The 26,987-nt window shown below is 43.7% G+C and carries 26 protein-coding genes; 4 read left to right on the forward strand and 22 right to left on the reverse strand.

All coding sequences use genetic code 11. The features are described from left to right. The first annotated feature begins 166 nt into the window (after positions 1–166). Positions 167–1,108, forward strand: coding sequence for an IS1595 family transposase (locus ACJJIQ_RS10845; RefSeq protein ID WP_445362153.1), 942 nt, complete (start codon positions 167–169; stop codon positions 1,106–1,108). Between the two features lie 301 nt (positions 1,109–1,409). Here the strand turns inward: ACJJIQ_RS10845 and ACJJIQ_RS10850 are convergent, their stop codons facing one another. From ACJJIQ_RS10850 to ACJJIQ_RS10875, 6 genes are all read right to left on the reverse strand, one after another. Next, positions 1,410–2,465 (reverse strand): acyltransferase family protein, encoded by a 1,056-nt coding sequence (locus ACJJIQ_RS10850; RefSeq protein ID WP_445364596.1) that lies wholly within the window; start codon positions 2,463–2,465, stop codon positions 1,410–1,412. An 861-nt stretch (positions 2,466–3,326) separates the two neighbouring features. Then, positions 3,327–3,833: a hypothetical protein gene (locus tag ACJJIQ_RS10855; protein ID WP_445364597.1), complete on the reverse strand. Its 507-nt coding sequence runs from the start codon at positions 3,831–3,833 to the stop codon at positions 3,327–3,329. 57 nt (positions 3,834–3,890) lie between these two features. Beyond that, positions 3,891–5,029, reverse strand: a protein-coding gene (locus tag ACJJIQ_RS10860) for an IS3 family transposase (protein WP_445354143.1) whose coding sequence is annotated in 2 segments (ribosomal slippage) — positions 3,891–4,780 and positions 4,780–5,029 — 1,140 coding nt in all. Because the reading frame shifts where the segments join, the coding sequence is not laid out codon by codon here. Between the two features lie 362 nt (positions 5,030–5,391). Beyond that, complete coding sequence (locus ACJJIQ_RS10865) at positions 5,392–5,718, reverse strand: acyltransferase family protein (protein WP_445364598.1); 327 nt, start codon at positions 5,716–5,718, stop codon at positions 5,392–5,394. 55 nt (positions 5,719–5,773) lie between these two features. Beyond that, complete coding sequence (locus ACJJIQ_RS10870; RefSeq protein WP_445364599.1) at positions 5,774–5,950, reverse strand: IS3 family transposase; 177 nt, start codon at positions 5,948–5,950, stop codon at positions 5,774–5,776. Between the two features lie 456 nt (positions 5,951–6,406). Further along, positions 6,407–7,228 carry a trypsin-like serine protease gene (locus ACJJIQ_RS10875; protein WP_445364600.1) on the reverse strand — a complete coding sequence of 274 codons (822 nt, stop codon included), beginning with the start codon at positions 7,226–7,228 and terminating at the stop codon, positions 6,407–6,409. 932 nt (positions 7,229–8,160) lie between these two features. Here ACJJIQ_RS10875 and ACJJIQ_RS10880 point away from each other — a divergent pair. Then, the gene (locus ACJJIQ_RS10880) at positions 8,161–8,310 is read left to right on the forward strand and encodes a hypothetical protein (RefSeq protein WP_445364601.1); all 150 of its coding nucleotides are present in this window, start codon (positions 8,161–8,163) and stop codon (positions 8,308–8,310) included. A gap of 456 nt (positions 8,311–8,766) precedes the next feature. Here ACJJIQ_RS10880 and ACJJIQ_RS10885 read toward each other — a convergent pair whose 3' ends face one another. Further along, positions 8,767–11,238, reverse strand: coding sequence for an ABC transporter permease (locus ACJJIQ_RS10885; RefSeq protein WP_445364602.1), 2,472 nt, complete (start codon positions 11,236–11,238; stop codon positions 8,767–8,769). Beyond that, complete coding sequence (locus tag ACJJIQ_RS10890; RefSeq protein WP_445364603.1) at positions 11,232–11,927, reverse strand: ABC transporter ATP-binding protein; 696 nt, start codon at positions 11,925–11,927, stop codon at positions 11,232–11,234. Before ACJJIQ_RS10890 ends, ACJJIQ_RS10885 begins: the two co-directional genes overlap by 7 nt. A gap of 522 nt (positions 11,928–12,449) precedes the next feature. On the opposite strand from ACJJIQ_RS10890, the gene ACJJIQ_RS10895 reads away from it, so the two are divergent. Beyond that, positions 12,450–13,010 carry a transposase gene (locus ACJJIQ_RS10895; protein ID WP_445364808.1) on the forward strand — a complete coding sequence of 187 codons (561 nt, stop codon included), beginning with the start codon at positions 12,450–12,452 and terminating at the stop codon, positions 13,008–13,010. A gap of 161 nt (positions 13,011–13,171) precedes the next feature. On the opposite strand, the gene ACJJIQ_RS10900 is transcribed toward ACJJIQ_RS10895, so the two are convergent. Both ACJJIQ_RS10900 and ltrA (ACJJIQ_RS10905) read right to left on the reverse strand, forming a co-directional pair. Further along, the gene (locus tag ACJJIQ_RS10900; RefSeq protein ID WP_445364604.1) at positions 13,172–13,534 is read right to left on the reverse strand and encodes a hypothetical protein; all 363 of its coding nucleotides are present in this window, start codon (positions 13,532–13,534) and stop codon (positions 13,172–13,174) included. A gap of 150 nt (positions 13,535–13,684) precedes the next feature. Continuing rightward, positions 13,685–14,974 carry a group II intron reverse transcriptase/maturase gene (ltrA, locus tag ACJJIQ_RS10905; RefSeq protein WP_444925282.1) on the reverse strand — a complete coding sequence of 430 codons (1,290 nt, stop codon included), beginning with the start codon at positions 14,972–14,974 and terminating at the stop codon, positions 13,685–13,687. Between the two features lie 849 nt (positions 14,975–15,823). On the opposite strand from ltrA (ACJJIQ_RS10905), the gene ACJJIQ_RS10910 reads away from it, so the two are divergent. Then, positions 15,824–16,765: an IS110 family RNA-guided transposase gene (locus ACJJIQ_RS10910; RefSeq protein ID WP_413662913.1), complete on the forward strand. Its 942-nt coding sequence runs from the start codon at positions 15,824–15,826 to the stop codon at positions 16,763–16,765. Between the two features lie 38 nt (positions 16,766–16,803). Here ACJJIQ_RS10910 and ACJJIQ_RS10915 read toward each other — a convergent pair whose 3' ends face one another. The 12 genes from ACJJIQ_RS10915 to ACJJIQ_RS10970 all read right to left on the reverse strand — a co-directional run bounded on the left by ACJJIQ_RS10915 (position 16,804) and on the right by ACJJIQ_RS10970 (position 26,957). Next, positions 16,804–17,082, reverse strand: coding sequence for a hypothetical protein (locus ACJJIQ_RS10915; protein ID WP_445364605.1), 279 nt, complete (start codon positions 17,080–17,082; stop codon positions 16,804–16,806). Between the two features lie 67 nt (positions 17,083–17,149). Next, positions 17,150–17,635 carry a hypothetical protein gene (locus ACJJIQ_RS10920; protein ID WP_445364606.1) on the reverse strand — a complete coding sequence of 162 codons (486 nt, stop codon included), beginning with the start codon at positions 17,633–17,635 and terminating at the stop codon, positions 17,150–17,152. An 87-nt stretch (positions 17,636–17,722) separates the two neighbouring features. Further along, positions 17,723–18,226, reverse strand: a complete 504-nt coding sequence (locus tag ACJJIQ_RS10925) for a hypothetical protein (RefSeq protein ID WP_445364607.1) — start codon at positions 18,224–18,226, stop codon at positions 17,723–17,725. A gap of 102 nt (positions 18,227–18,328) precedes the next feature. Beyond that, positions 18,329–18,688, reverse strand: a complete 360-nt coding sequence (locus ACJJIQ_RS10930) for a hypothetical protein (RefSeq protein WP_445364608.1) — start codon at positions 18,686–18,688, stop codon at positions 18,329–18,331. Positions 18,689–18,789: 101 nt separating this feature from the next. Beyond that, entirely contained in the window at positions 18,790–19,611 is an 822-nt protein-coding gene (locus tag ACJJIQ_RS10935; protein WP_445364609.1) for a hypothetical protein, read from the reverse strand. A gap of 948 nt (positions 19,612–20,559) precedes the next feature. After that, positions 20,560–21,405: an IS3 family transposase gene (locus tag ACJJIQ_RS10940; protein WP_445364610.1), complete on the reverse strand. Its 846-nt coding sequence runs from the start codon at positions 21,403–21,405 to the stop codon at positions 20,560–20,562. An 8-nt stretch (positions 21,406–21,413) separates the two neighbouring features. Beyond that, a complete protein-coding gene (locus ACJJIQ_RS10945; protein WP_444895975.1) occupies positions 21,414–21,722 on the reverse strand; it encodes a transposase in 309 nt (102 codons plus the stop codon). Between the two features lie 141 nt (positions 21,723–21,863). Next, positions 21,864–22,895 (reverse strand): hypothetical protein, encoded by a 1,032-nt coding sequence (locus ACJJIQ_RS10950; RefSeq protein ID WP_445364611.1) that lies wholly within the window; start codon positions 22,893–22,895, stop codon positions 21,864–21,866. 41 nt (positions 22,896–22,936) lie between these two features. Next, on the reverse strand, positions 22,937–24,229 hold the full coding sequence (ltrA, locus tag ACJJIQ_RS10955; RefSeq protein WP_445362219.1) for a group II intron reverse transcriptase/maturase: 1,293 nt from the start codon (positions 24,227–24,229) through the stop codon (positions 22,937–22,939). A gap of 636 nt (positions 24,230–24,865) precedes the next feature. After that, positions 24,866–25,081 carry a hypothetical protein gene (locus ACJJIQ_RS10960; protein ID WP_444942270.1) on the reverse strand — a complete coding sequence of 72 codons (216 nt, stop codon included), beginning with the start codon at positions 25,079–25,081 and terminating at the stop codon, positions 24,866–24,868. A gap of 135 nt (positions 25,082–25,216) precedes the next feature. After that, entirely contained in the window at positions 25,217–25,543 is a 327-nt protein-coding gene (locus tag ACJJIQ_RS10965) for a hypothetical protein (protein ID WP_444942269.1), read from the reverse strand. Between the two features lie 49 nt (positions 25,544–25,592). Next, entirely contained in the window at positions 25,593–26,957 is a 1,365-nt protein-coding gene (locus ACJJIQ_RS10970; RefSeq protein WP_445363802.1) for an IS4 family transposase, read from the reverse strand. Positions 26,958–26,987: the final 30 nt, after the last annotated feature.

Genomic DNA, 26,987 nt, shown 5'->3' on the forward strand with positions numbered 1-26,987 from the left:
TGCAAGGAAAGCTATAAATAAATCCACCTAACTGCACTGAGAGCTTTTGCAAGAACTGTTAACTAACATTCAGTAAGTCATCTGATTACCTAATTACCACTCTTGCTAAGTTATGCGTAACTGTATATAAATACAGCTATCTCGTTGATCTGCAAGGGAATACGCCATGGCTCGCAACAAGGTACAGTTTCAGAAGGGTATTAGTTTGACCCAATTCCTCAAAATGTACGGCAGCGAGGAACAGTGCTTCGATGCACTGTCGCAGTGGCGTTGGCCCAATGGCTTTAGTTGTCCTCACTGCGGGCATGACAAGCATTGCGACCTCGCTTATCGCAAGCTTAAGCAATGTAACCATTGTCGGCGTCAGACATCGATTACCTCTCGTACAATTTTTGACTCCACGAAGCTCCCCCTCACCACCTGGTTTCTCGGTATTTTCCTGATTACTCAGGATAAGAAGGGCATTTCCTCTATGGAGCTATCTCGACATCTAGGTATCTCTTACAACGCAGCATGGCGTATGAAGCAGAAACTCATGCAAGTGATGATGGAGCGAGACCAACGATACAAACTGTCCGGTTTTATTGAACTAGATGATGCCTATCTCGGTGGTGAGCGTACTGGATGCAAGCCCGGGCGCGGAGCCAAGGGTAAAACTCCCTTTGTGGCGGCCGTTGAAACAACCAAGGAGGGACGCCCAACCCGTATTAAGCTCTCAATTATCAAGGGCTTCAAAAGCAGTGAAATTTCAACCTGGAGTAAAAAGTACCTTTGCAGTGGCAGCACAGTCATCTCAGATGGTCTTCCATGCTTCAATGCCATTAAGGAGGCCGGTTGTGTACATGACAAAATTGTTTGTGGTGGTGGCCGAGCTTCTGTTGAAGAGCCTGAGTTCTATTGGGTAAATACAGTACTTGGTAATTTAAAGAGTGCGCTACGTAGCACTTACCATGCTATTAGGCCGAAATATGCACAGCGCTATTTGGCAGAATTTCAATATCGCTTTAATCGGAGGTTTGATTTGTCGGCACTCATTCCAAGATTGATTTACGTCTCTCTTCGGACACCACCGATGCCAGAAAGGTTGCTAAAAATTGGCTTAGCATAAGTGGTAATTAGGTCTGATTATATATTTACTAACTGAAAGCCAAACCTTATTTGCCTATCCATGCTTAGAATTTGGGCAGTATCGATAACTTAAGTTATTTGTCGCCTCGTAAATATCACCACAGGATACGCTCTCATTAATTTGGCAATAGTAACCATGTCGACTTGAAGATCTTCTGTTGGAGCTACAACTCCAACTTTGAGCTCTGATACGTATCCAATCACACGTTTCTCACTTACTATTTTATGCGCACTCTTCTATCCTATTCAAAAGGAAAGCATCTACTCGATAAGAAGAGGTTTCAAACTCCTTTAGCAGAGGCGCAGCCTTGTTTCGTCCTTTGCTTTGACTTGTCAGATGACATGCTTCGTATTTTCTTAGCAATAGGCTTCTCAAAAAAATGAAAAGAAATGTATGCAGCCAGTACACTTAAAGAGAAAGATAGTGTCAACTTTTGCTCAACAGATAAATTTAATTTATTTACTTGCACAATAATTGGCATATGCAGCAAGTACAAAGAATATGAAATCTTCCCGAAAAAATCGCCAAACCTATTAGCTAGTAGAATATTATTATTCGGAACTAAAAACACTACACAAAAGAAAACACAACTCATTACCAGTAACACTTCGTAACTTAGCCACATTTTCTGTTTTGCATCAGAGGTAATAACTGTTAAATCAGGATACATCAGAGGAATTAAACAAAGCGCTAATATAAACCAGTGCTTTCTAAGATACCGCGGAACTTCGAGAGATTTATAGTTCATCCCGAATATAACACCGACAAAGAAAAACGGCAAACTCCTAAGCACATTAAACTCATTATATGGAATACCATAAACTTCACCATATATTCTCGGGAAATTGGAGAAAAATAGTAAAATCATTAAAGTGAAAATAGATAGATAAATATAACCAGACCGATTCCTAGCACATGCCCAGAAAATTATAAAAATGAAATAAAACTGTATTTCTGGTGGAATTGACCATAGAATGCTCTCTCCATACAAGAACAGCAAATGACCTAATAGCGCATTAAGATCAGGTATACTGTAAAGAGTATTGTCACCTGAAATTGATAGCAAATAAGATCCAACTACCACAACCAAGTATAAAGGTAAAACTCTTCCCATTCTCGCTAAAAAATAATATGTGACGTTGGCTTTTGTGAAGTCTTTCTCCAAATAGAGATATGACATCAAAAAGCCACTGAGCAAGAAAAATAGCATTACACCGTATGCTCCAGAACCGCCACCCAATACGCCATCAAGCCAATTCGTAATGTCGCTAGAATGGGTAACAAAAACAATTAGAGCTGCTAATCCCCGCAATGTATTAAGCTTCCTAATTTCCAAAATCTACTCCTAACTAGAAAGACATTAGTCATGCCCACAAAAAGTAGACATTCTAACTATGTATATTTACGCTCATGCCCTGATGGACTTACATTGCCCAATGCAGAATTGCCCATCAATCTTATTGAATAAATTTAAATATATTCAAACACTTCAGATTTTACTTACTCTTCGCTTTCAAATGCGCCAGCATATTATATGCTTTACGAACACATAATCTACCTAGGTAAACTACTGGTAAAAAATTGAACTAAAACCCAAGCTAGCAATGATATCTAAAATTAATGCTCTTGGGTGAAAGTCAACAAAATTATCCATAAATAATATTGGTGACTGATAAATGGTAATTAAGGTCCAAGGGTATGAAAGTATTAGTATCAGAAAGCCAGGGATATTGTAGCCATTATCCCAGTGCAAATTAGCAGCTCTGAATATACATCAGGAAATGTAATAAGAAATGCTCAATATGAATGGGATTAAGAACGCTTTTTCAATTTTGCTACCTATGCATATAACGTTGCAATAAAGGGCAGTCAAAGAGGAACGTAGGCTGTCCAACCTAGTCTCCGGCCGGGAGATCTTGCCTGGCCTGGTTACAGCCGACAACCTTTGAACGACCTACATACTCTGCCAACCGCCTTTGGCTAACCGCTGTCAGATAGATTTACAGGGAAAATACCATACTCTGCTTCTCAGTTAACTACCTGACAGTCCCTGACAAATAGCGCTGATAACTTGTGGAGCTTGTTAGCTCAAAATGTAGGCGCTCGAATGAAACGGCTATGCTAGCTTCCAGAAAAACTCTCTGAGATGTGTGTTCAGTGGTGCTTGCAACTACAAATCATCTAAAAAATGACCACCTCAAACTGAGGCATCGCTTACAACGCCCTGCTGACTTAAACTCTTATAAACTACACGCTTTGACTTTAAACCAAACAGATAACGAAAAATACCTATAGGCTTTACGACATAATAACATAGCAAAATACATACAAGGGACGCACCAAGTAATAGGCTCATTGACTTTACCGCAATACTTGCATCCCATTGCACTATATAGAAGGCAAGCGCAACGATAACTGTTTGGTGCAATATATAGAATGGATAAATCAATTCATTTGCGGTATGTAGCCATTTGGGTATTTGCTTGAAGAGCGCACTTGCATACCCCACTAATACCAACAGCCCAGACCAAGAAACAAGCGTACAAACAAACCACCAAAGCTGCCAACGTACCGCTAGTGATACGTATTCACTAATATCAGGTTTAAAGTAATAGCCATAAAATAGGATAGTGCTAAATATGAACCATTTTAAATTGATTGACCGGTTGTTAGTCATAGATTCCCATATTTTAGGACTACTCATGAAACACATACCAGCCATGAAGAACAGTGTTGTGGTCAACTCCAACCGGACACTTCTTTAAGCACATTTCTCAAATTCGATAGGGGCTAGGTCTCCCAGTGTTGTATGTATTCTTCGTGAGTTGTAATAAGCAATATAGGCTCTTACATCTGCTACCGCATCCTCCCTTGTCGGATAAAGGTTTCCCGTTACCCACTCCCGCTTCAGGCTGCTGAAGAAACGTTCAGTCGGTGCGTTGTCCCAACAATTTCCCTTACGGCTCATTGAACACACCATCCCATGCTGACTCAATAACGTTTGGTAGGTATGGCTGGCATACTGACTGCCACGATCAGAGTGATGCAGGAGGCCTTTTGGGGGCGAACGCAAATTGACAGCCATCATCAACGCACGAGTTACCAGGGCCGTTTCCATCTTCCGATCTAGATGCCAACCAATAATCCGGCGCGAATAGAGATCAATCACTACCGCCAAGTACAACCAGCCCTGCGAAGTCCAAATATATGTAATATCAGTCGTCCAAACTTGATTTTTAGCACTCGGTGAGAACTCCCTATTCAGAAGGTTCTCTGCGACCGGTAGGTGATGTTTACTGTCTGTCGTTATTGTAAATCGCTTCTTACGCTTTACTGCCAAGCCTAGCTTTTTCATGAGCTTGCGGACTCGATAGCGCCCGACTTCAAAACCTTCTTTACGTAACAGCTTCATTAACCGACGACTTCCGAGGCTCTGTCTAGATTCTGCAAATAGGGCCTTCAAACGATGGCATAGTTGCCATGTTTGAGCATCTATTGAGCTATTACCACGGCAACACCAATCGTAATAGCCAGTCTTACTTACCTGCATTACCCGGCAGAGCACCCTAACAGGAAAGCTGCCTTGCTGTTTTTCAATAAAGCTGTACTTTATTTCATTTCTTTCGCAAAGAAGGCGCTGGCCTTTTTTAGGATTTCTTTCTCCATCCGCAACTGCTTATTTTCACGTCGTAATCGCTCTAATTCTGCGCGCTCACCTACATCCAACCTTACACCGTCTTCTTCCTGCTTCAGTTCCTTTATCCAGCGTCGCAGGTTATTGGCTGTTGTTCCTACAGCCTCTGCTGCTTTAGAAATTGAATACCCTTGCTCAGAGACTAGCGCTACGGCGTCTTTCTTAAATTCCGGCTTGAAATACCGGCGTGTACCTTTTGTTGTCATACTTCACCTCGCTTGGTAGTTTTACCATCTTAGCGAAGTGTCCGGAAGGATTAGACCACTACACAGCAAGAAAAACAACGATACAGATAAGTTATCAATACTGTTATCTTGAGCAGGCATTAGAAGTTTAAGGCCGCACCTCAACAATAGAACTACAAGGACAAGTGAAAACAATCCATGCTTAAATAACGCTAGCCGCTCAAGTCTGATAATAAAGGCTTTACCCGCTTGGCTGTCGAGCCCTGACTTAAAAGGCACGGCAAGCAGCATAAACACAATAAGGAACTCGATAAACCAAAGATGATTAGATTCAAATGTTAGAGATAAATGCTGATACGCATCAATTATACTTGTGTAGTCATTTATGTTTTCGAAGTAATTTTGAGGTGCACAATGAGTACCATGCCAACAATTAGTGGGACAAAAAGCCGATGGAACTTATTGACGATAAATGTTCTTGTATTAATCTTTTTTAGAAAAAGCAGGCTACCTACTCCAGCGATAAAAAAGAGAGTATGCAATCTTAGCTGCTCAAAATACACCATGATATCATCAAGTAACTTACTTGATTTTCCATTCATCACATGCCAACCGTCCCCATTAAACGGCATGAACACATGATGTAAGAATACAGCCAAGATTAGAAAAACTCTTAACCAGTCTAATTCTGAATATCTTCTTTCTTTCATTTAACCCGAACCTTCCATTGGCTTTGGACTTTCCCACAAAAAGTAGACGCTCTAACTATGTGCATTTGCTCACATACTCAACTGGACCCATATAGCCTAATGCAGAGTGCCTACGAACTCCATAGTAGGAAACCTCAATATATTCAAACACCTCAGATTTTGTTTGCTCTTCGCTTTCGGGTGTTCCGGCATAGACTAACTCGACTTTTAGCCTGCTAAAGAATGATTCCATTGCGGCATTGTCCTAACAGTCAGCTTGGCGACTCATACTCCGCTTGAACTTGCTTTCGGACAAGAGATCCTGGCATTTCTTCGAACGATATTACACAGCCCTGTCAGAGCGAACTATTAGTCTATGCTCCTGTTGTATAAGCTAAGCGATGTAGATCCGTGAGCACGACTCACCTAACTCTTGGTGCTTATCAGGCAACAGTTTAAATCCACAAATCTGCTGTTAACTGGCGCTGAGTTTTCGTACTACAGGTCAATTGTTGCCCCTGACTTGGCCGCCCTCTAAACTGCCTCTCTGCAAACCCCCTTCGTATACGCCTGAGTTCTTTCTTACCCATGATACGCCCCTTGTTAGGCCTAATCTTAACCATACAGAGCGCCTACTAAACGTAGGTAAGTCTTATTTCTCATGCCGATCAACGCTTCGCTAGCTTCCCGTCAGCGTGGATCACTATTTTTATTCCTCGGCAGATATGGTGCTTTCGATCCATACTATATAATGAGAAATACGAACGCTATTTCCGAGATCACCGTAAAATGGGCCATGATATGTACGAAGATCTTTTTCGCTAGACATCCACGAAGCAAGGCCAGCAAGATACCATTTCTCATTTTCCTTAATGAGGACGGGGCTTCCACTATCGCCACTACCCGACACACCCTCGAGTGGAATAGCAGATTTTGGCGAATCGAATTTGTAGGAAATCCAACGTGCATCTACATTAGAAATGACATTATAAGCTCGGCGTAAAGTGGTTCGATGGGGAGTTTGAGGCTCCACTCCATCATAGCCATTGCCCGTCGCCCCTTTACCGATTATTTGGACAGTCTTGCCTTTCTCATCACTACCAAGAAAAAGAGAGATAGGCTCAACATCGGCAATTGGCTCTTTAAGCTTAATAAGCGCAATATCATCGGACAATGCCAAAAACTCCCTCAAATTTGATCCGTCACCCGAGGCTAATGCATCTTCAACAAGAGTTGAAGGTGGCTCCTTGTATCCTGGATGTACAATTACTGTCTCCACCGTACGTGATAGGCCGTTAATCATTATCTCCTCAATACAATGCTGCATACAAGCTACATGTGCAGCTGTAACAACCCATTGAGGGTAAATTAATACACCGTGCCCTTCACCTGGAAAGTCAACAAGTGCCGGAAAGGTAGATACGGGAATTTGATATTTATTATCTTCAATATCATGACGAATGACTATGGCATTGGCCGCAAAAGATGCAGTAAGTATGAGCGAGAAAAAGTATGGCTTTATATTTTTCATATCCTTCATTCCAACATTTACTTCGAAACGATTGTCGATAGGCTAATGCCCTAAATACGAGCAGTGCAAAGCTAGCGGTTTACTCGTGTATTTTTGCAAGCAAAGTGACAGGTTTACACTTCCCTATGAAATTTACCTTGTATGGTTGTTCTTCCCTGATTCTGATGTTGAAAGTCCTTTTCAAGGACGGACAAATTGAGTCCCACCTTCAGCGGCCACCGAAAGCCTTGTTTATCACACTTCGCTGCCTAGCCAGTTCATAAAATAGCGATAACAAGTATGAATGTGATAAGCACCCACTAAGCATAACTCGAATAGTCATGTGGGCATCGAACCCGAATAGCAAGTCGGAGATAGCTTATCTTATAGAACCTCTAGAGATCAATGTCGACATTAATACAAGCAGTAGAGAACTCGATATTTATGTGAGGCCTACTGGCCAGCACTTTAGTGCCATCAATGATAAAAGTGGCATTAAGCACCTGCAACCTATTAAGCCTTGAAGAGTATTAACAGAATCTACAGGGAGACTTGGAATAGAATTCGTATGTGTCTCTGACATTGCGGGGTTGCTTATTGTCTCTTGCACCCCTTCGCAAATATGAAGCTTTACCTAGACCGTCGGATGACTCGCCAAGACTGACAAACTAGGCGCTATTGATACCGCACATTTTGATTAGGATATGAGGCCTAGACTACCTGCTACAAAGCCAGGAAAATTAGGTAGACCTATAGCTGACTGGCTGTAAGAAGTCATTGTTTAGAAATGAGTACAATGCAAAATAATCGGCTTCAGAGGATTCCGAAATCACTGCACAAACCTACCCAGACCACTCCAAGCACCATTCAAGAATGAGCTACAAGGAATCGATAAGCAACTGAATAAACTGGTTACCAATGTACCTGATCGGCAGCAAAAACAAGATCTATTGTTGAAAACCAAAGGAACCGGAATTGCATTGACTTATACATTAATATGTGATCTTCCTGAGCCAGAAAAATTGAATCGAAAAGAAATTGCTGAACTTGTAGATATCGCCCTGATGAACTGTGATAGCGGCAGCTTCCAGCGCAAACGATAAATTCGAAGTGGAAGACATCGTGTACGCTCGTTGCTACTTCTTTCCACTATGTCTGCTTACAATTTCATCTCAATTTTATGCCGATGTATAAGCGACTAGTCGACGCTGACAAGCCTAAAAAGATCGTCCAAATTACTTGCATGAGAAAGCAGCTTACAATCCTAAATACCTTGGTAAAAATAACACCGACTGGGATTAGGGTATGGCTTAAAGGCTTGACGAGCAATCGTAATCACTTGTTATGAATTGCTACTTGCTGCTGACCTGGATAATAAGCCACTCTATATCTCCGCCACTATTATTTATTAGAGCATACTGCCCACCCGGATGACTGAGGATCATGCCTCCTTCTCAGACGGTTAGCGAAATTTTCCAACAGGTCTTTGGGCTCAAACTATTCGATGACGTTATTTGCCCAATTCTTTGGAACTTCCAACAACAAAATTAAAATTTTATTCACCCTATATTCCTTAACAAGGTCCCAACGGAAAACTTTAAACTGCTGCGATTGGCTATCATACCAGCGCTGCACACCACCAATGCACTGACGAGTAAAGTAGCGATTATCCATAACCAATCCGGCTTGTAATTGATGCCAAATTGAGACTGATAGATCAGCTGGGCCGTAAGGTAAGTACCTAAAATGGCCCCCACGCTAGCAATTAAAGAAGTCAACAACCACTCAAACAGGCTTAGCCTACAGCACGTAAGGCGTGATTGACCAAAGCTGATCAGTAAAGCGTTCTTTTTACGCTCATCAGCTTCATAGCCTTTAACCGATGCACTGATCACCAGCACTGCCAGCAAAATAATCATCAAACTAAATCCAGATACCAGCATAATGACCATCGATAAAGTATCATCAAAGCGTTGCGTCAATTCGCGCACCGAGATTAACCGCAATGATGGATGACGCTGCCAAAGCTCTGCCAATTGTCCCCAAGCAGTGCCCGCAAGCTCTAGACTCCCCATATAAAGAGGCGGCATTTGAAGCTGGTTCATGGTGCTTTGTGGCACATTAAACCAAAAGGTGATGGAACCTTTGCCTGGTACATATTTATGACTGGCTTTAATTTCAAAGTTCAAAGATTGCCCCGCAACTTCAAACCGCAATTGGTCGCCGAGCTTCAACCCCATATCGGTCATAACTTCTTGCTCCACCGATACTTGTTGCCAGTCAGCATCCCCTTCTTTCCAGCGTTGGCCAATCACGGTTTGGTTGTTGTTTGCTTGCTTAATACTGAAATGCAAGCGGATAGGCTTTTGTAAACTAGCCAAACTTTCGCTGGGGCCGGTGGCAAATTCCACCAAGGTCTGGCCATTGACATGGCTTAACTGTCCGTACCAAAATGGCTTTAATTGGCGAATCTCACTGCCAGTTTGCGCACTCCATTGGCGAATGTCTTGCACCTGTTGTTCATTGGCTTGGGTGATCATCAGATTACCATCGTGCTCGCGGGTATAGCTTTCCATGGTTTGGCCAATGTCTTTCATCAAACTTAAGGTGAATAGCAACAAAGTGGCACACATTCCAACACCCAGAATTTGAATGGATTTGCTGAGCAAGCGCTGCTTCATCATATAAAAACCAAAAGCCATCATGCCCGTTGCACGGCTCGTCACCGTATAGCCCAACCTCAATACCAACCAAGTCAATACCATCATCAATATCAAGGTGGCCGCCATAGCGGATAGAGTCATGGCCGTGAGCAGACCGTTGTCGGAGTAAACGAAGACCACCACAGCCACACCGGTTAACGCAAATCCATAGCGAGGCAATAAGTGATTCAGACTCGCCATTTGGCGAATCAATTGCGCCGGGGTTACTTTGACCATCACTAGCCAATTGGGAATTTGGAAAATCGCCAATAGAGCCAACAACAGCGCATAACTGCTGAATAAATCCGCCCATTTCCAGGTGACTGTTAGGTCCGTAAACTGTATCTGCATTTGCTCCAAAATTAGGTATCCCGCCCCCCATGCCAAGATGGTTGCCGGAAGTAGACCTGCTATGACTGTTAGTAGCCAATGACCAAATGATAAAGTGAACACCTGGAGTTTATTACTTCCCATGGCCAGACATACCGCCGCAAAGCGCTGTTGGGACATCAACTGACGTCGACCAGCTTGATCGATAGCAATGGCTGCCATCAAAAACAACAGTACCGATGCTAAACCCACAAAATTTTCAACACGTTGCCAAAACAAAGACAGCGGATGGCCACTGTGTTTGTCGTAAAGCTGTGCGGTCACTAGCTCAGTAGTGGCCCACTGCTTGAGCTTATTCAGCTCGCTTTCATCCCCCGTAAGCAAATAGCGAAAGCGGGTATTGTCAGCTTGTATCATTGAAAGATCATCCAGGTGCACCAATGCACGCATCGCCACGGAATGGCCTTCGAGCAGACGGTCGGGTTCATGTCGTACCAAACCTGTGAGCTTCAATTGTCCATGTCCGATGTCTAAGGATTGACCGAAGGTGAGCTGCAGCGAAGAAAACAATCGGCTATCGACCCAGATTTCACCAGATTTAGGCCCATGGCTCAGGGATTGCCCCTGTCCATTCTTATCAAATGCCACTTGCACTGTGCCTTGTACTGGATAAAGATCATCCACTGCTTTTAATTGAACCGTTTGCCAATAGTGATCATTAGTCAAAGTTACAGTCACCAGCTGGCTAACGCTCAACTGCTGCGCATACTGGTGCAACTTGCTTAGTTGTGCATCGGTTAGCGCTTGATTCTGAGAAATCACCAAATCGCTACCGAGCATTTGCTGTAAATTATTGGCTAAATAAGTTTGAATGGAACTGCTGGTTAAGCTGAGCGTTAAAATGAAAAACATCAAAGTTGCTTGAGTCCAGCGAATTAAGCGTACATCCGCTTGGTGATATTGCTGGCGGAACAATTGCCACACAAATAAAATCAACATAATGGGCCCGCCATAGCCGCAGCTTTGTTGCGCGGCTTGACCGCTAATTTGCCTTGGCTCAATTGCAGTAAAGTATCGGCCTGCTCTGCTAATTCCATCGAGTGCGTGACCAGCACCAGCCCCACCCCGCTTTGCCGACAACAATCAAACATCAATTGCGCGATATGTTGCGCTGTTTTCTCATCTAGGTTGCCCGTAGGTTCATCGGCAAAAATAAATTCTGGCTTCATGACAAAAGCACGGGCAATGGCCACCCGTTGTTGCTCACCGCCACTGAGTTGCTGTGGCTTATGATACATTCGATCAGATAACCCGACCTTGTCGAGCCATAATTCAGCTATGGATAATGCATGTTTGTCACCTTTTAGTTTTAAAGGCAGGGCGACGTTGTTTAATGCATCAAGTTCGGGCAACAGGTGAAACTGCTGAAAAATAAAACCTGAACTTTGACGCAGGTTCTTTAATAGTTGCTGCTCTCCATTATTCTGGAATTGCACCTTGCCAGAAACCGGGCGTTCAAGACCTGCCATTAACAGCAATAAGCTTGATTTGCCTGCTCCAGAGGGTCCAACAACTGCGTAAGAATGGCCGCTGAACAGCTCAATATTCAAATTCCTAAACAGGCTAATCCGCTGTTTCCCGGCGGTAAAATGATGATCAATTTGCTTTAAGTTAATGCTACTCGACATGGATAGCTTCCTGAAATAACTGGTTGAGCAGAACTTTAAAGAAGTAAAGGTGAAATGAATGTGAAATCAGTGAAAACAAGTTGCTAAGTTGTCAAAGCACAAGTAAGGAAGCTTTATGTTGCTCGATAACCCCCAGCGTAACGACAAGAGCATGTAGTCCGTAGGAAGCCTCCCCCATAAATTAGACGCTACCTTATATTTAACTTATGCGGCCATTTTGTCATGTTCATCTGGGCTTTTGAATCCAACTGAACTGTGCCTTCTCTTCCAGTTATAGCACCTATCAAGGTACCAAGATAAGTTAGCCCTAAGATCCTTAAACAACTCGATAATTATGTGAGGTCTACTGGGCAATTCATTAGTGTTGCCAATGATAAAAATGGTATCAAGGAGGCCATTAAACAACTACAACCTCTTAAACCCCAAAGAGTATTAATAGAGTCTACAGGAAGACTCGAATTAGAGTTTGTTTGCTCCGACGACAAAGCAGGGTAATCTGTTGTTGTTTGCAACCCTTCACAGATAAGAAGCTTTGCTAAATTCGCAGGGCGCCTCGCCAAAACTGACAAGCTAGATGCAATGGATATTGCACATATTGGTGAGGCCATGAAGCCAAGACTATCGACGCTAAAGCCAGAAAAACCCAGGGAGATCAGTGACTTATTGACGGTAAGAAGTCAGTATTTAGAGATGAGTACAATGCAAAAGAAACGGCTTCAGAGAATGCCGAAATCAGTACACAAACCTATACAGACCATTCTAAACACCATCAAGAAAGAGCTACAAGGTATCGACAAGCCACTGGATAAACTGATTAACAGTGTGTCTCAGTGGCGGCAAAGGCGCGACCTATTGTTGAGTGCTAAAGGGGGCGGAAATGTATTGGCTTATACATTGAAGAGTGAACTTCCCGAGCTAGGAAAATTGAACCGTAAAGAAATCGCTGCACTTGTCGGTATCGCCCCAATGAACCGTGACAGTGGCCGCTTCCAGAGAAAGAGATATATTCGGGGCGGAAGGCATCGTGTAAGCACGGATCTGTTTGTTTCCAACATGTCGGCCATACAGCACATCCCAAAATAAAGCCGATGCAAAAGTGATTAGTCAACGCTGGAAAATCTAAAAGGTTGCTCTAATTGCTTGCATGAGAAAGCAGATTTCGATCCAGAATACGATAGTGAAAAATAACACCTACTGGGATGAAAGTATGGCTTAATAACTTGATGAGCAACCATAGTCACTTGTTATGACCCCACCCTCTGTGTGGTTAATACGTTAGATTCTTTGAGTAGTCCACGGTTTATGAACCCATAAACAGAGAGTGCCACCCCAAAAAGAATAACAAGAACCAACCAATTGTTTGCACCTAATGGAGTGCTTATATATTGTTCGATTTTACTGTCTAGGAAGAAAATTATTAAGAAGAACGCGTAAAATGAATATGTGCCTTTGGCTTTTTGGTCAAATGCCGTCTGGCCACTCAAATTATCTTTGATATTGGCACCACACTCTGGGCATAAAAAGCCCTCTTTTACTCCATTTTTGAAGTCATCCTTGATTTGGCTGCCTTCAAATCTAGAGCTACACACACAACATTGATATTTCATATATTCCTTGATGTAGATGTCGACACTTGATGTTCACCTTAGTAGTGGTAGGACAGCCGGTTACCCTAACTGCCCCCACGCAGATCCGGACGTGCGGAACTACCGCATCCGGCTCTTCAGTAATATATTCGCTCGTGTAAAGCACGAACCCTAATACCAGTCCACAAGTATACTGCGTTTGTATACTCGCGGTGGCTTTAGCCCAAAATATCCCAGCATTTCCTTTAGACCATTCCAGTTGTAACTCTTGCGCTGACTCCGCCGGTTGAGCCATTTGTGTATGCTGTGTAAAACATAGCTGTACAAACGGGACAAGCTTCGACTGTTGTCTGGTAGACCGAAGTAGTTCTGGAACCCCTGTAGCTTGCGCTTCAGTGTGGGCAGCCATTCTCTCAGACGCTCACTGCGCTTGGCTTTGATCCAGTGGTAGAGCGCTTCCATTGCGCCCTTCTGTTTCTGTGCGGCAGTCCGGCGCCTGAGCCTGGGGCGTTTGTTGACGTCCAAGCTCCAGTAGAACTCAAAACCCAGAAACTGGAACTGCCGTTTTCGGCCCGGATGGAAGCGGCTAAAGCGCTTCAGGTGCGTTTTCTCGGGGGCTAACTGCAGGCCAAACTTGTTCAGCCGTTGCGGTAGTACCCGGTAAAAGCGCTCTGCATCCGTTTTCAATTGGAAAGCCACTACATAATCATCGGCGTACCGGATTAGCATGGCTCTGCCACGCATACGCGGCTTAACTTTCTTCTCGAACCACAAATCCAGGACGTAGTGCAGATAGATGTTCGCCAGTACCGGACTGACCACACCTCCTTGCGGGGTGCCTGCTGCCGCTTTACTGAACTTACCATCTGGAGTTTGCACGCGTACTTTCAGCCACTGCTTAATCAGTGTCAGCAGGGCTTTGTCGTCGATACGAAGGGCTAGCATCCGCAGTAACCAGTCGTGATCCAGCTGATCAAAGAAGCCTTTAATATCGGCTTCAACGATGTAGCCGTAGCCTTTGAATTGCAGATTTAAGCCAAGACTGTGTACGGCTTGGTGGGCGCTTTTCCTGGGACGGTAACCGTAGCTGAAGGGCAGAAAATCCTGCTCCCAGATACTTTGCAGTAGCTGCGCTACGCTCTGCTGCACCAGTTTGTCTTCCACCGTAGGCAGCCCCAGTGGGCGCTGCTTGCCGTTGCCTTTGGGAATCAATACCCGCTTAATCGCCTGGGTGCGGTAGCGTTTGTCACACAGCCGTTGATGTAGGCATTGAATATTTTGCGGCAGTCTTTGCCGGTAAACTTCGGTAGTTACTCCGTCGATACCGGGGCGGGCCTGCTTATTGAGCTGGCCCCAGCTTTGATACAGCAGGTTGGAATTTAGCAGTCCGTATAAATTCTGAAACCTGTGTCTGGGGTGGCTCTGTGCTTTAAATGCGATGGCGTGCAAGGCGGTTGTCATAGTGTCTCCAGCCCTACTTTGTCCGGACTATGTTTCTGTTGCACACCGATATTACTGTCAGCCCCTTCGCCATGTAAGCGGCTTTCCCGCTCTCGGACTACTATGAGCTGATCCGACTTCCGAGTGGTCTTCGTTGGTTTCGCCATTAGGCTTAACGTCTCTACCTGCTCCTTCAGGAACCTGCTCGGATCTCTCAAGTTCTCAATACTTCTCTTTCTACATGCCACGGCTTAATAACCCCGCCGATCCGCAACAACCTTACCATTACGGTTGCATTGCCTGGACTTCGATGGCGTTACACATCTCGTCAATCGGAGCTCACTTTATTATCGGAGCGATACCAGCACTTCAGGATCACGATAATCCCTATGGCCTATAGAATTCTCTGTGTACGCTTCACATAGTTTGTTCACAGTTGAAAAAAAAAAGATAATTATATTTTCTTTCCCTTCTGTTCCGCCCTACGCGCAACACTCGATACAGGTGGCTGGTTAGGCCTTACCCGACAGGGACTTCCACCCTGCAAGAAGCATCAAGCTTAGCTTGACGCACTAACGCCGCCAATAAAGGCGAAGTACGTAGTGCTGATTCCAGCCCACGCAGTGGGCGTTGTGCTTGGCCTTGTATGGTTGTTCTTGCCCGATTCTGATGTTGAAAATCCTTTTCGTTAACGGGTAAATTGAGACCCACCTTCGGCGGCCACCGAAGGCCTTGTTTATCACAGTTCGCTGCTTGGCTGGTTCGTAAAAGACCGATAACAAGTATGAACGTGATAAGCACTCACTAGGCATAACTCGGATAGTCATGTGGGCCTCGAGCCCGAATAGCAAGGCGGAGATAGCTTATCTTATGGAACCTCAAGAGATCAATGTCGGTATCGATACCAGCAGTAAACAACTCGATATTTATGTGAGACCTACTGGCCAGTTCTTTAGTGTTGCCAATGATAAAAATGGCATTAAAGATGCCATTAAACAACTACAACCTCTTAAACCTCAAAGAGTATTAATAGAGTCTACGGGAAGGCTCGAGTTAGAGTTTGTTTGCGCCGCCGACAAAGCCGGATTACCTATTGTTGTTTGCAATCCTTCGCAGATAAGGAGCTTCGCTAAATCCGCAGGGCGCCTCGCCAAAACTGACAAGCTAGATGCAATGGATATTGCACATTTTGGTGAGGCCATGAAGCCAGGGCTGTCGGTGCTAAAACCAGAAAAGCTTAGGGAGATCAGTGACTTACTGGCGGTAAGAAGTCAGTGTTTAGAGATGAGTACAATGCAAAAGAATCGGCTTCAGAGAATGCCGAAATCAGTACACAAACCTATACAGACCATTCTAAACACCATCAAGAAAGAGCTACAAGGTATCGACAAGCAACTGGATAAACTGGTTAACAGTGTGTCTGAGTGGCGGCAAAGGCGTGACCTATTGTTGAGTGCCAAAGGGGTCGGAAATGTATTGGCCTATACGTTAATGAGTGAACTTCCTGAGCTAGGACAATTGAACCGTAAAGAAATCGCTGCACTTGTCGGTATCGCCCCGATGAACCGTGATAGCGGCAACTTCCAGGGCAAACGATATATTCGAGGTGGAAGGCATCGCGTACGCACGGTTCTTTTTGTTTCCATCATGTCGGCCATACAACATCATCCCAAACTAAAGCCCATGTATAAGCGATTAGTCGACGCTGGCAAACCTAAAAAGGTTGCTCTGGTTGCCTGCATGAGAAAGCAGATTACGATCCTGAATACAATGGTGAAAAACAACACCTACTGGGATGAAAGTATGGCTTAATAACTTGACGAACAACCATAGTCACTTGTTATATCCATTTACGATTTTGACTTATGTTGGTTGATGATGTTGTTTATGTCTCCATTGATTACGGTGCTTAGTAGGTTTCCATACGGTTTACTTACCGGATTAACCGCATAGGCAATGGATAAACTAAGAAGCTCAATACCTATCAGAACTAATGCCATATTTGAGTCCAATATACCTAAAAAATAAGTACACAGTATTGCCAATGCTATGAATATAGATATTTCATATCCTCGCTGCATTTTTACTAGCGCACGATGCTTCTTAATATCTTCAGGGGATAATTCCATGATACACCTCTAGCTAACGCCATGAGTACGGGAACAAAGTATCCCACACCTTGTATTGTTACGTGATTTAGTAGGCACCGAAATACCTACCACTGTGACATTTCCCAGAAGGCTTTTGTGTTGTGATTTCTTCTTTGGTTTCTGTAACCACACCCTTGTATTCACAATTCCCATAAGTAAATGTGTAGTGAGCACCAGGCTCAGGGATAAAGGCAAATGTATGTCGACAGAACTGCCCCTCCATAACCATTTCACCAGTAAATACAGTACGATCAAAGAACTCAAAAGACAGGAGTTTGTTTGCAGGCACATTCACAGTGAATTCAAGTGTTGATGGTTCGGTCCAGTTTCCATCCCAAAGATCACCGATATATTCTCCGTACTCGCTTGGATTACACTCTAGCCCCTCAAACATTGAAACAGTAGGACCATCTTTAAGACCCTCTTCTAGTTTAAAATTAATCTTTGCGATCTCACCAGATTGAGGTCCTTGATAGGTTGTAGCACAACCGGCTAAAACAAAAGGTAAATAAACCAATACAAATTTATTCATTGTTACTCCATTTATTAACGTAACGCCCGCAGCATTGGGCGTCCTGCTAAGGCCCCGCCAGGGACCGTAGCAAACTGCCTGCGTTTGTTAAAGGGACTTACCACACCATTGTGTTACCGCCACCTTGGGATCAACCTCAGGCTCATTAACCTTTTCACCAGAGCTAGCCACGCACTCATTGCTACCACACGTATATCCAACAGCACGATCTATTTCTCCGTACTCTTGAATTAAGCCAATAGCTGCATTGTTACGAAGATAGAAGCGATTCTTATACGTTCCAGTTGGTACGGCGAGCGGAACTGGTACTACGCCAACAAATGCTCCAGCACCAGCCCACGACGTTCCGTCTTTATAAATAAGTACTTTGCAATACTCAAATTTATTTACAGAATCAGGATTTCCCCAACGTTCGATAATTTCAATCTCAGAGTAAGGCGAACCTCTCTTTTCGAATGAGAATTGATTTCTCTCATTCCCTAGACTGAACTCTGTTCTAGCCCATTCTTTTTTCCCATAAGTGCCAACAGCCAAACCAACACAACCCGATATTATGCTAAGGGAGGCTATTATGAGAACTGCTCTAATCATTGACATACCTTTAACGCTTTGCTAAGGGACAGCCGAAACGCAGTGTAGGCAGCCCCACGAAGGCCGCGCTTTTTTGCGACCGTATTGTATTTGAGCAACTTGTTATGAGTTGCACACCTCAATACCTTCTTGTCTTAGATATTTAATAAGGTGATGGTTATACATCTCCGCATATACTGGTGCTATAGCCTGATACTTTCTCTCAGCATAGCTATCTATTACATCATCTATTTTCAAATATCTGACATTACTTCCGTACTCACAGCTTTTATCCATTAATGACACTTCGCTGAGAATCATGCCTGAAAGACCAATTAGTCGTAAATCCCCATTGCTGGCAGAAAGGATTGCATCTTCTTTTGGATCAGCGACTAAAATCCAGCCGAATTCGGCTTCAGAGTTTTCAGAGACTGAGCAAGACGAAGCCAATAAAGAAATTACTATTACGTGAATAATGCTCATTTTCTTTAGACTGATAATGCCTTCATTTACGGCTGGTTTGAAGCACAGCAGAAAACCAGTCCGACAACATACGCTTGTTAGGTGATTGTCTTCGCATTTTCCTACAAGTACTTGTCAAAATATTCACTTACAGCCTCATGGCAATATTTATCCTCACCTCGCCAATACTCAACAAATACCCAATCATTTCTACCTTTTATGGGGCGATCGTAACTACCAGGCTTTAACACACCAATACTGGCTAGAATTTCTATTAATACCTGGCGTTCAGATTTACTAGATTTCAAGACCGGAGCCAACCTTTTCTCAAGAGAGCTCGGATAATCTGTGGAATCTGAACTTTCGATGGTTTCTAATATTTCCTTAAAGCATTGGATATCATCAGAAGTAGGTTCAGGGATTTCCGTAATTTTAAATTGGCTTAAGTCAAAGTATGTATACAGAATATCACCTTGACGGACACCACCCCATTTGATCCGCTCAAAATTTAATACATTTAAATCCGCGCCTTCATAGTTCTTTCGACCCACTACCCCGTATTGACTGTCCTTACAGACTCCACAAGCAAAGGAGCGTGAAGTGGGTTTACCATCAGTATACGAAGTGCCGGAGATTACTGGCATATATTTATGCTTTGGTATGTTTTTGGCGATTGAATATGAGGATAAAGAAGACCTCCAGTCCAAACGGTGCGAACTCAGGCTACTTACAAAACCTTTAGCAATTTTCTCTCGAGATATTTCACCAACCAAGTTAGTAATGGCATCTATGCACTCATCGTGAGAAATAGAAAGCGGATCAAACATCAAGCCTTTTGATTTCGCGTACTCAAAGTCCTCATCAGATAAAACTCTATCCTTTGAGTCAATCCAACCATTCTTCCAATAGGTGGAAAATAATATTTTCTTCGCTTTCTTATCCATACTGAATTCTATATTCGCACTCATCGCTGGATTAACGGACGCCGTGATTTATGCGGCATCCCAGTGAGTGATAGCGAACGATATTTACCCCCTTGTTAAGAGCTTTACTTACCACAGTGCAGACACTTATGTGGCCTTAGAGTATTGAATACATTACCACCAAAGTACTGATGCTTGCAGTGAAGACATTTAACCACTCTGCTTGCGTAAAATGTAAGGTAATACATAGTTAAAATAACAAAGCACAATGCTGCTAGTTTGGTGTGAGGCAAGTACGGATTACCTTCCTGCCTAACATTTAAATATATGGTAGAGCCCAAAGTGAATGTTATGAAATAGAACCACACTCCAAGCCAGTAACGCTTAAAGAACTTTTCCTTCTCTTCTTTTGTGTACTCTCGTTGCTTAAGCATCGATTACTCTTAGCGCCCAGCGCAACGGCGAAGCACGCAGTGCGTAGTCCGACAACCGAAGGCTGCGAATTGCCGCTGCTTGTTCTGCATTACTGCCACTCCGGTTGTTGCGGGAAGTCCCCAAAGCCATAGTAGTGATAAAAACTAAAAGCTTTTCCGCCGATATTTACTTCGCCTAAAAGATACCAATGCTCAAAGTGGAACAAGTTCCTATATTTGCGCTCTTCAATTGAGCGTACAACTACCTTGGAGCCTTTAGGTAGCCTGTACAGTGTTTGTCCATTGACACATTCGGGACCTATTTTCTGTCACACAATTTCATTCCTGAAGGATGACTCCCCCTTGATTTTTCTTGGCTCATTTTTACAAAGTAGTGCATCGGCCGTCAGAGTTTTCTCACCTAGCAAATGCTTGTAGTCAGCATCAACAGACCGATCTATGACGCTAGAGCAGCCAGAAAGTAGCAATACAGTTACAGCTAGGTACAAATATTTCATTTTATGTTGGTCTTGCCCACAAAAAGTAGACACTCTAACTATGCGTATTTTCGCTCATACTCTGCTGGACTTACATAGCCCAATGCAGAGTGCCTACGAACCCTATTGTAGAAAATCTCAATGTATTCAAACACCGCAGATTTTGCTTGCTCTTCGCTTTCGAATGCTCTGGCATAGACCATCTCGACTTTTAGCCTGCTAAAGAATGATTCCATTGCCGCATTATCCCAACAGTTAGCCTGGCGACTCATACTCGGCTTGCACTTACTTTCAGACAAGAGATCCTGGTATTTCTGCGATCGATATTGCACACCCCTGTCAGAGTGAACTATTAGTCCAGGCTTTATTTGTCGTCGCTCTAGGGCCATTTTCAACGCTCGATGTGTCAACTCATCGGTCATCTGGGAGTCAAATGCCCAACCTACAATACGTCGAGAGTACAGATCCATAACTACCGCGAGGTATAGCCACCTCTCCAGAACCCAGATATACGTAATGTCACTGGTCCAGCGGCAATTTGGTCGATCCACATCGAAGCAACGCTTAAGTAGGTTGGCGGCGACATTGATATTCCTCTCTACGAGCTGACTATATCGAAAGCCTTTGCCGTTTCTCGCTTTAATATGCTCCTGTTGCATAAGCTTAGCGACGTAGTTCCGCGAGCATGACTCGCCTAATTCTTGAAGCTCGCAAGCGATTCTAGGCGCTCCATAACGACCTTTAAACTCAGAAAACGTCTCTCGGATTTTCTCGATTGTTCGTATCTTTCTAATCGTGCGAGCAGATGGCAACCGCCCCCGCCATCGATAATAACCCGATCTTGAGACTTCTAAACACCGACACATCAAGCTAACCGGGAATGACCCTACATGCTCTTGTATCAATGCGTACTTTACTCTTGGTGGTTCGCAAAGTACGCAGCTGCCTTTTTTAGAAACTCAACCTCCTGACGAGCTTCATGCAGCTCCTTCTTGAGCTTGCGAACTTCTGCGCTTTCCTGTTTGGAATAGTCAACACCGTCTAAACTATTGAACTGCTTATCAGACAGTCGATTAAATTGACGACGCCAGTTGTAGATCTGCTGTGCGCTGACGCCTAGCTCTCGCGCCACAGAAGCCGTTGTTGCTCCAGGCTTTTCCGCTCTCTTAACTGCTTCTCTGCGGAACTCCTCCGTATACGCCTGAGTTCTTTTCTTACCCATGATACACCTCCGTGTTAGGCCTAAACCTAACTATACAGGGTGTCTACTAAACGTGGGTAAGTCTTGCAGCTAACGCCGCGCTCTGCGACAAATTTGGAGCGCAGCGAAAAATTTGCCCGACAGCAGCGCCTTGTTAAATCTTCACTGACCGACAATCTTTCCATATGTATCAATAAAGTCAGATTTCTTATAATAGATGACACTACTACCATATAAAAAATGTCCAAGAGTATTAGTAAGTTGCCTTGAGCTAAATGCCAATTGAGCCATCTCATCTAACCCCTTTTTAACCTGGTTTTCAGAAGACTCCCCAGAAAAGGGATCTATTACAACGAGCCATATGTCTTTCTCTTTAGGGTGCCTAACGTGAAATATATCGTTAACCCATATAGGCTCATTCTTGTAGTTTACGTGCCCAGAAGCCAAATATGCCTTTTTAAAATCACTCTTTAACTCTATCGCTGACTTTTCTGACTTAGCATGCCCAATAGCTATGATCCACTCATTAAAGACATCCGACTCACTTTTGCTTGGTACAGATTTTTCTTGCTGCACAATATTCGAGAGCTTGGTAAATATTTTTGAATATGAGTCGGAAAGACCAGCGAATGCAGGGGTTAGTATGAATATGGCTACGAGCGGAAAAGTAAGCACTTTCCTTTTGCCTTTAGTGACAAACCTCCATAGCTTTAATACCTCATCTTCCCATGGCTTAGTGCTTTGCTCTTGAGTATTCAACAAATCAATCAAGTAAGCGTTTAGATCATTTTCGAAGCGAAGTTTGATTTTTGAGCTTTCAGCCTCCACTTCTGGAAGCATTCTTTCATATAGGTCAGGTTTCTGAACGAAGGCGGTTATCGCGATCAATCTATCATTGGCTACTGGGAGAATTGACGATATACCCTTATCTATTTCTTGGTTTAGACTTTCTTCCAATGTTGGTGAGGCCTTTAAGGGAAGAGATTTTAGGTGCTCCAAAATATCTGAATAATACGAATCGACAAGGCTATTTATTTCCTCCATAACCTTTTTGATCGTAGCCCCAGATCTCAAAATCCCCTTGGCAGAATGCTTTGCCTTCATTCTTTTGATATTTTCATCAAGGTCATCTATCAATTCATTTTTGAGAACATCGATTCTCCCTTGAATATTTTTTATTAAACTATGATTCATGCAATTTCTCTCGAGAGATTTAATCGGGATAGGGAGGCACCTCACGATGCCTCTCCTCCCACACCACCAGGCATACGGGTCACGTACCATGGCGGTTCAATTCTATTCCCCTTCCTATCTGCCAATTCCGGCAGCCCCAAGTTCCTAAAGTATCTATTTGGCAATGCTCTGTAAAGGGCTGGGCTTTTGCTTAGCCTCCATGGACCATGCGCTGATTTGGCCGTGTTCCACGCTAAAAAGCGATCAACTCCCAGCCTTCTTAATCGGCGGTAACCACTTCGACCCCATTGTTTCCATAAATAACATCGCAACTTCCGCCTTATCCACTTGTCCAGATCTTTCAGAGGGCTCAGTACTTCACTGATGTCAAAGTACGCTTTCCAACCAAGCAGGGACTTATTTAACTCTTCCATGATCTGAGTAAACTTGCGGCCTCGTGTTCGGCGGGTGATCATTCTGATCTTGGCTTTCAATTTATTCATCGATGATTCTGATACCTTTATCCGGGCATCTTTCTTCAGCAATCTAAATCCTAGAAAGCTCCGCTTCCAGAAATGATCCTCTGCACTCTTCTCAGTATTTACTGTGAGCTTCAGCTTACATTTGATGAAGTGCGTAAGGTTTGCTTTTATCCGTTCTGCAGACCGACGACTTCCCACCAGTATTTGAAAATCATCGGCATATCGTACAAAACTGAGTTGCCGCTTGTGCAGCTCCCAGTCCAGTTCATTAAGCACAATATTCGCTAGAAGCGGAGATAACGGCCCACCTTGCGGGACGCCTTTTGTTGTAGCTATTACCTTGCCATCGACTACCGTTGGCGCTTTTAGGTATCGGTTTATCAACCCCAGAACATCAGCCGGTATTCCACTTTGCTTCAGTGTTAGCATGAGCTTGTCATGATTCACTTCATCAAAGAAGGATTTCAAGTCCATATCGATCGTCCAGCGCTTTCCTTGCCGGACAAAGTTTTGAACCTGTCTAATCGCCTGGTGTGCCGATCGATTTGGTCTAAAACCAAAACTAAGAGCATGAAACTTCGGCTCCCATTGCTCATTGAGTATCTGTGCGATAGCTTGTTGGATCAACCTATCTTGCACAGTGGGTATACCCAATGGACGCAGGCCTCCATTGCCTTTTGGTATAAAGACGCGTTTCACCGGTTGAGGACGATAGCTACTACTTAACACCTTGTGTCGGGTAGCAATCCAAGTCTGCTTAAGATGTTCCGGCAATTGTTTTACCGTCATACCATCGAGACCTGGCGCACCCTGGTTACGAGAAACTTGTTGTAATGCTCGAAACAGATTATTCCTATCTAGAATTCGCTGCATTAAAAGAGATGGGAAATTGGACAATGTATGATTAAGTTTCCAGTTTGATGTTCACCCAGAAAAAAAATGTTTTTTTTCTGGCAACTAAGTTACTTGTCAGATGCAGTCATCAAGCTCTGCATTAATAATACTGTCCAGAATTGTTCAGGCCTTCAGTAGCACGAAATCTACCTACTATGCCTTCTGCTGACTTCTATGGATCGGTCAAAACCAATCTCTCAGTTTTCAGTTACTCCATTAACAACCCATAGACCTCCCAGGGTAAGACATTTAACTTTCTTCACGTAGATGCTGGATTTATAAAACGTAAGCCAATTGTGGATGGAGAGCTTTATGGTCACGTGCCCACTGGCTCCGCCTACGTCACACCTCATATCCAGTTCTTGTTCATCACCCCGTGAATTTGCGTTGGGCTTCCTCCAGCCAATACCTCGCGATATTAACCTTGCCCTTTCGCTAACCTTCGGCTCCACGAATACCTGGTAAGAGGACTTTCACCTCTCTAGTTAAATGCCATGCCTGGCACACACGCTGAGGTTTGGGGCAGCCGAAGCGAAGCGTAGACTGTCCCAGCCGCGTCTTTCGCGGCGACAACACCGACTTGTTAAATGGCTGAACTATCAATTTAGCTCTCATCTACTTTTTAGTGCCACGTTTTAAGTGAAGCTCGAACAAGCCATAGCCCAATGTGGCAAGGCCGATTAACACTGCAATTAACCCAGAGTGTGAATCTCTGCCTTCAGATGTATATTTGTTACCAGTAAATTCTTCAACTTGTAGTAATTCCATGCCACCCCAAAGGCACATAGCAACGCCCAAAAATATCAAAACTACAGGGATAACTAACTTCATGTTACTTTATGTGTTGTCATTTAACGCATTGTCAAGCAGCAGCTAACTACCACTACACTCAAACAAAGCCACCGTAATCACTAAACCCAACCAAACCAAAATTGCCAAACGTTAGCTGTCTGCTTGAACAATTTGTTATGTGGTTATTAGATCTTCGTAGCCCTCTTCAAGCCACTCAAGCTCAAAACCCAGTTTTATAAGGCGCTTAGGGAAATGACTGTCATTTAAAGGCAGCTCTGTGCGAACTTCTTCTTCACTAACGTCTAACTCAAAATGCAAACTAAACTCCGCAGAGTCCTCTGAATAAGTGATCGTTTCCACTATGAAGGATAAACTGCCTATAGCTTTGTTAAACAAGACCCTGGTTCCGATTGGAGGCACGCATGGCATTTCAATACTCTTTTTGAAACAGCCAATATTGGCATTATCTCTTTTAATCAGTACATAATTGTTAATTATCATTTCTCAAACTCCAGTAACCACATAACGCCCACGCTGTGTTTTATACACATCATTTAAGTCCATTTAAAGCCTCTGCTGCCTCCATATAATGGAGAAGTTTAGTGTACCCCTGCCAAACGGTTTTAACTCCAGGCTCACCATCGCCGCTCCGCCCCAGAAAGCCTCCAAGTCCTGCCAGCATACGCGTTATAGCTCTCATACTTGGAGCTTCATTTGGTGGGGAGGTTTTAGCTTGCATTATCCATATCATACGCCACTCTTTTTCAGAGTAGACTTTCGTACACGACGTATCAGGAAGCGTTCGTGCCCGTGTTGTCATGGAGTGTAGACGCCACCCAATAATCATATAGATTGCAATACAGTTCAGCATTCGCTGCTCGGTTCTAAAGCGATTACTTTCTATCTGGCATCCGCCTTTCACCACTCGGAAATAGGTTTCAATTTCCCATCGACTTCGATACCACTCAATAATGATCCTCGCTTGCTTAAAGTCCTCAACTGCAAGATCGGTCAGCAGCATCCATTCAATACCTTTTTCCCCTTCTGGTGGGCTTAATTCCTTAGCAAAGACTGCGTAGAGAGAAAGAGGTCGCTTTGATTTTCCTTTTCCCTGCAATCTTACTTCTGCAATGGATACACTGACCTTAGCTTCCCTTTCTGGCTGTCCATTCCTTTTGGGGATACCTACTGAGTATTTCCCGATGGACTTCTGCTTGGTCATATAGTCCCAAAGTAAAGTCGTATCTTCTCCTTCGATCTCTAAACTACGATTAGCCTTGGCTCGAACAATATAGCTTGCACGCCGCTGTTCATTTTGATCTTCAGCTAATTGAAACCACTCATGAATATCCCCCTCTCTATCCGCGATGCTCACAATCGTGGTTTCAGGGCAGCGCTCTTGTATCTCACAAGCTGATTCATAATGGTCTAACCAGCGTCGACTCTCTTTATCTTGTATCGACTTGGTATAGCGAGAATTAGCACTAGATTCTTTATCTCGCTGCCACATGCTACCCTCAATAATGCCCAGATTATCTCTGGATGGTGTTATAGCGATAGACGTATGTAGGAGCTGCTGATTAGTCTCTTTGCGTCGGAGTGTTCCCATTTCTTTGCTTTCTAAATCGGTAGCAAAATTTAGGAAAGTGGTATCCTGAGGGATAAGAACAACTGGCTGAACCTTGATTCTTTCAAGAGTGGCTGATTTATGGCCACTCATAATGGAGTCAAAGCTGACTTTATCATTTTCGATAAATCGATAGGCTGCAAAGGTTTCTGCCCAAGACTTGTTTGCACAGGGAATGCTACCCTTTGGGTCGGAACTTAAATTACTGAGAATATTGGACAAGCGCTTATTCAATCGTGTATCACCCATAACCTGATTTTTCACTTCGTCCCTGACCCAGTCCTGCATAATTATCCAGCCAAATTTGTAGCCCCTATA

It is taken from the genome of Microbulbifer maximicatervae (SeqCode) (assembly GCF_052468295.1).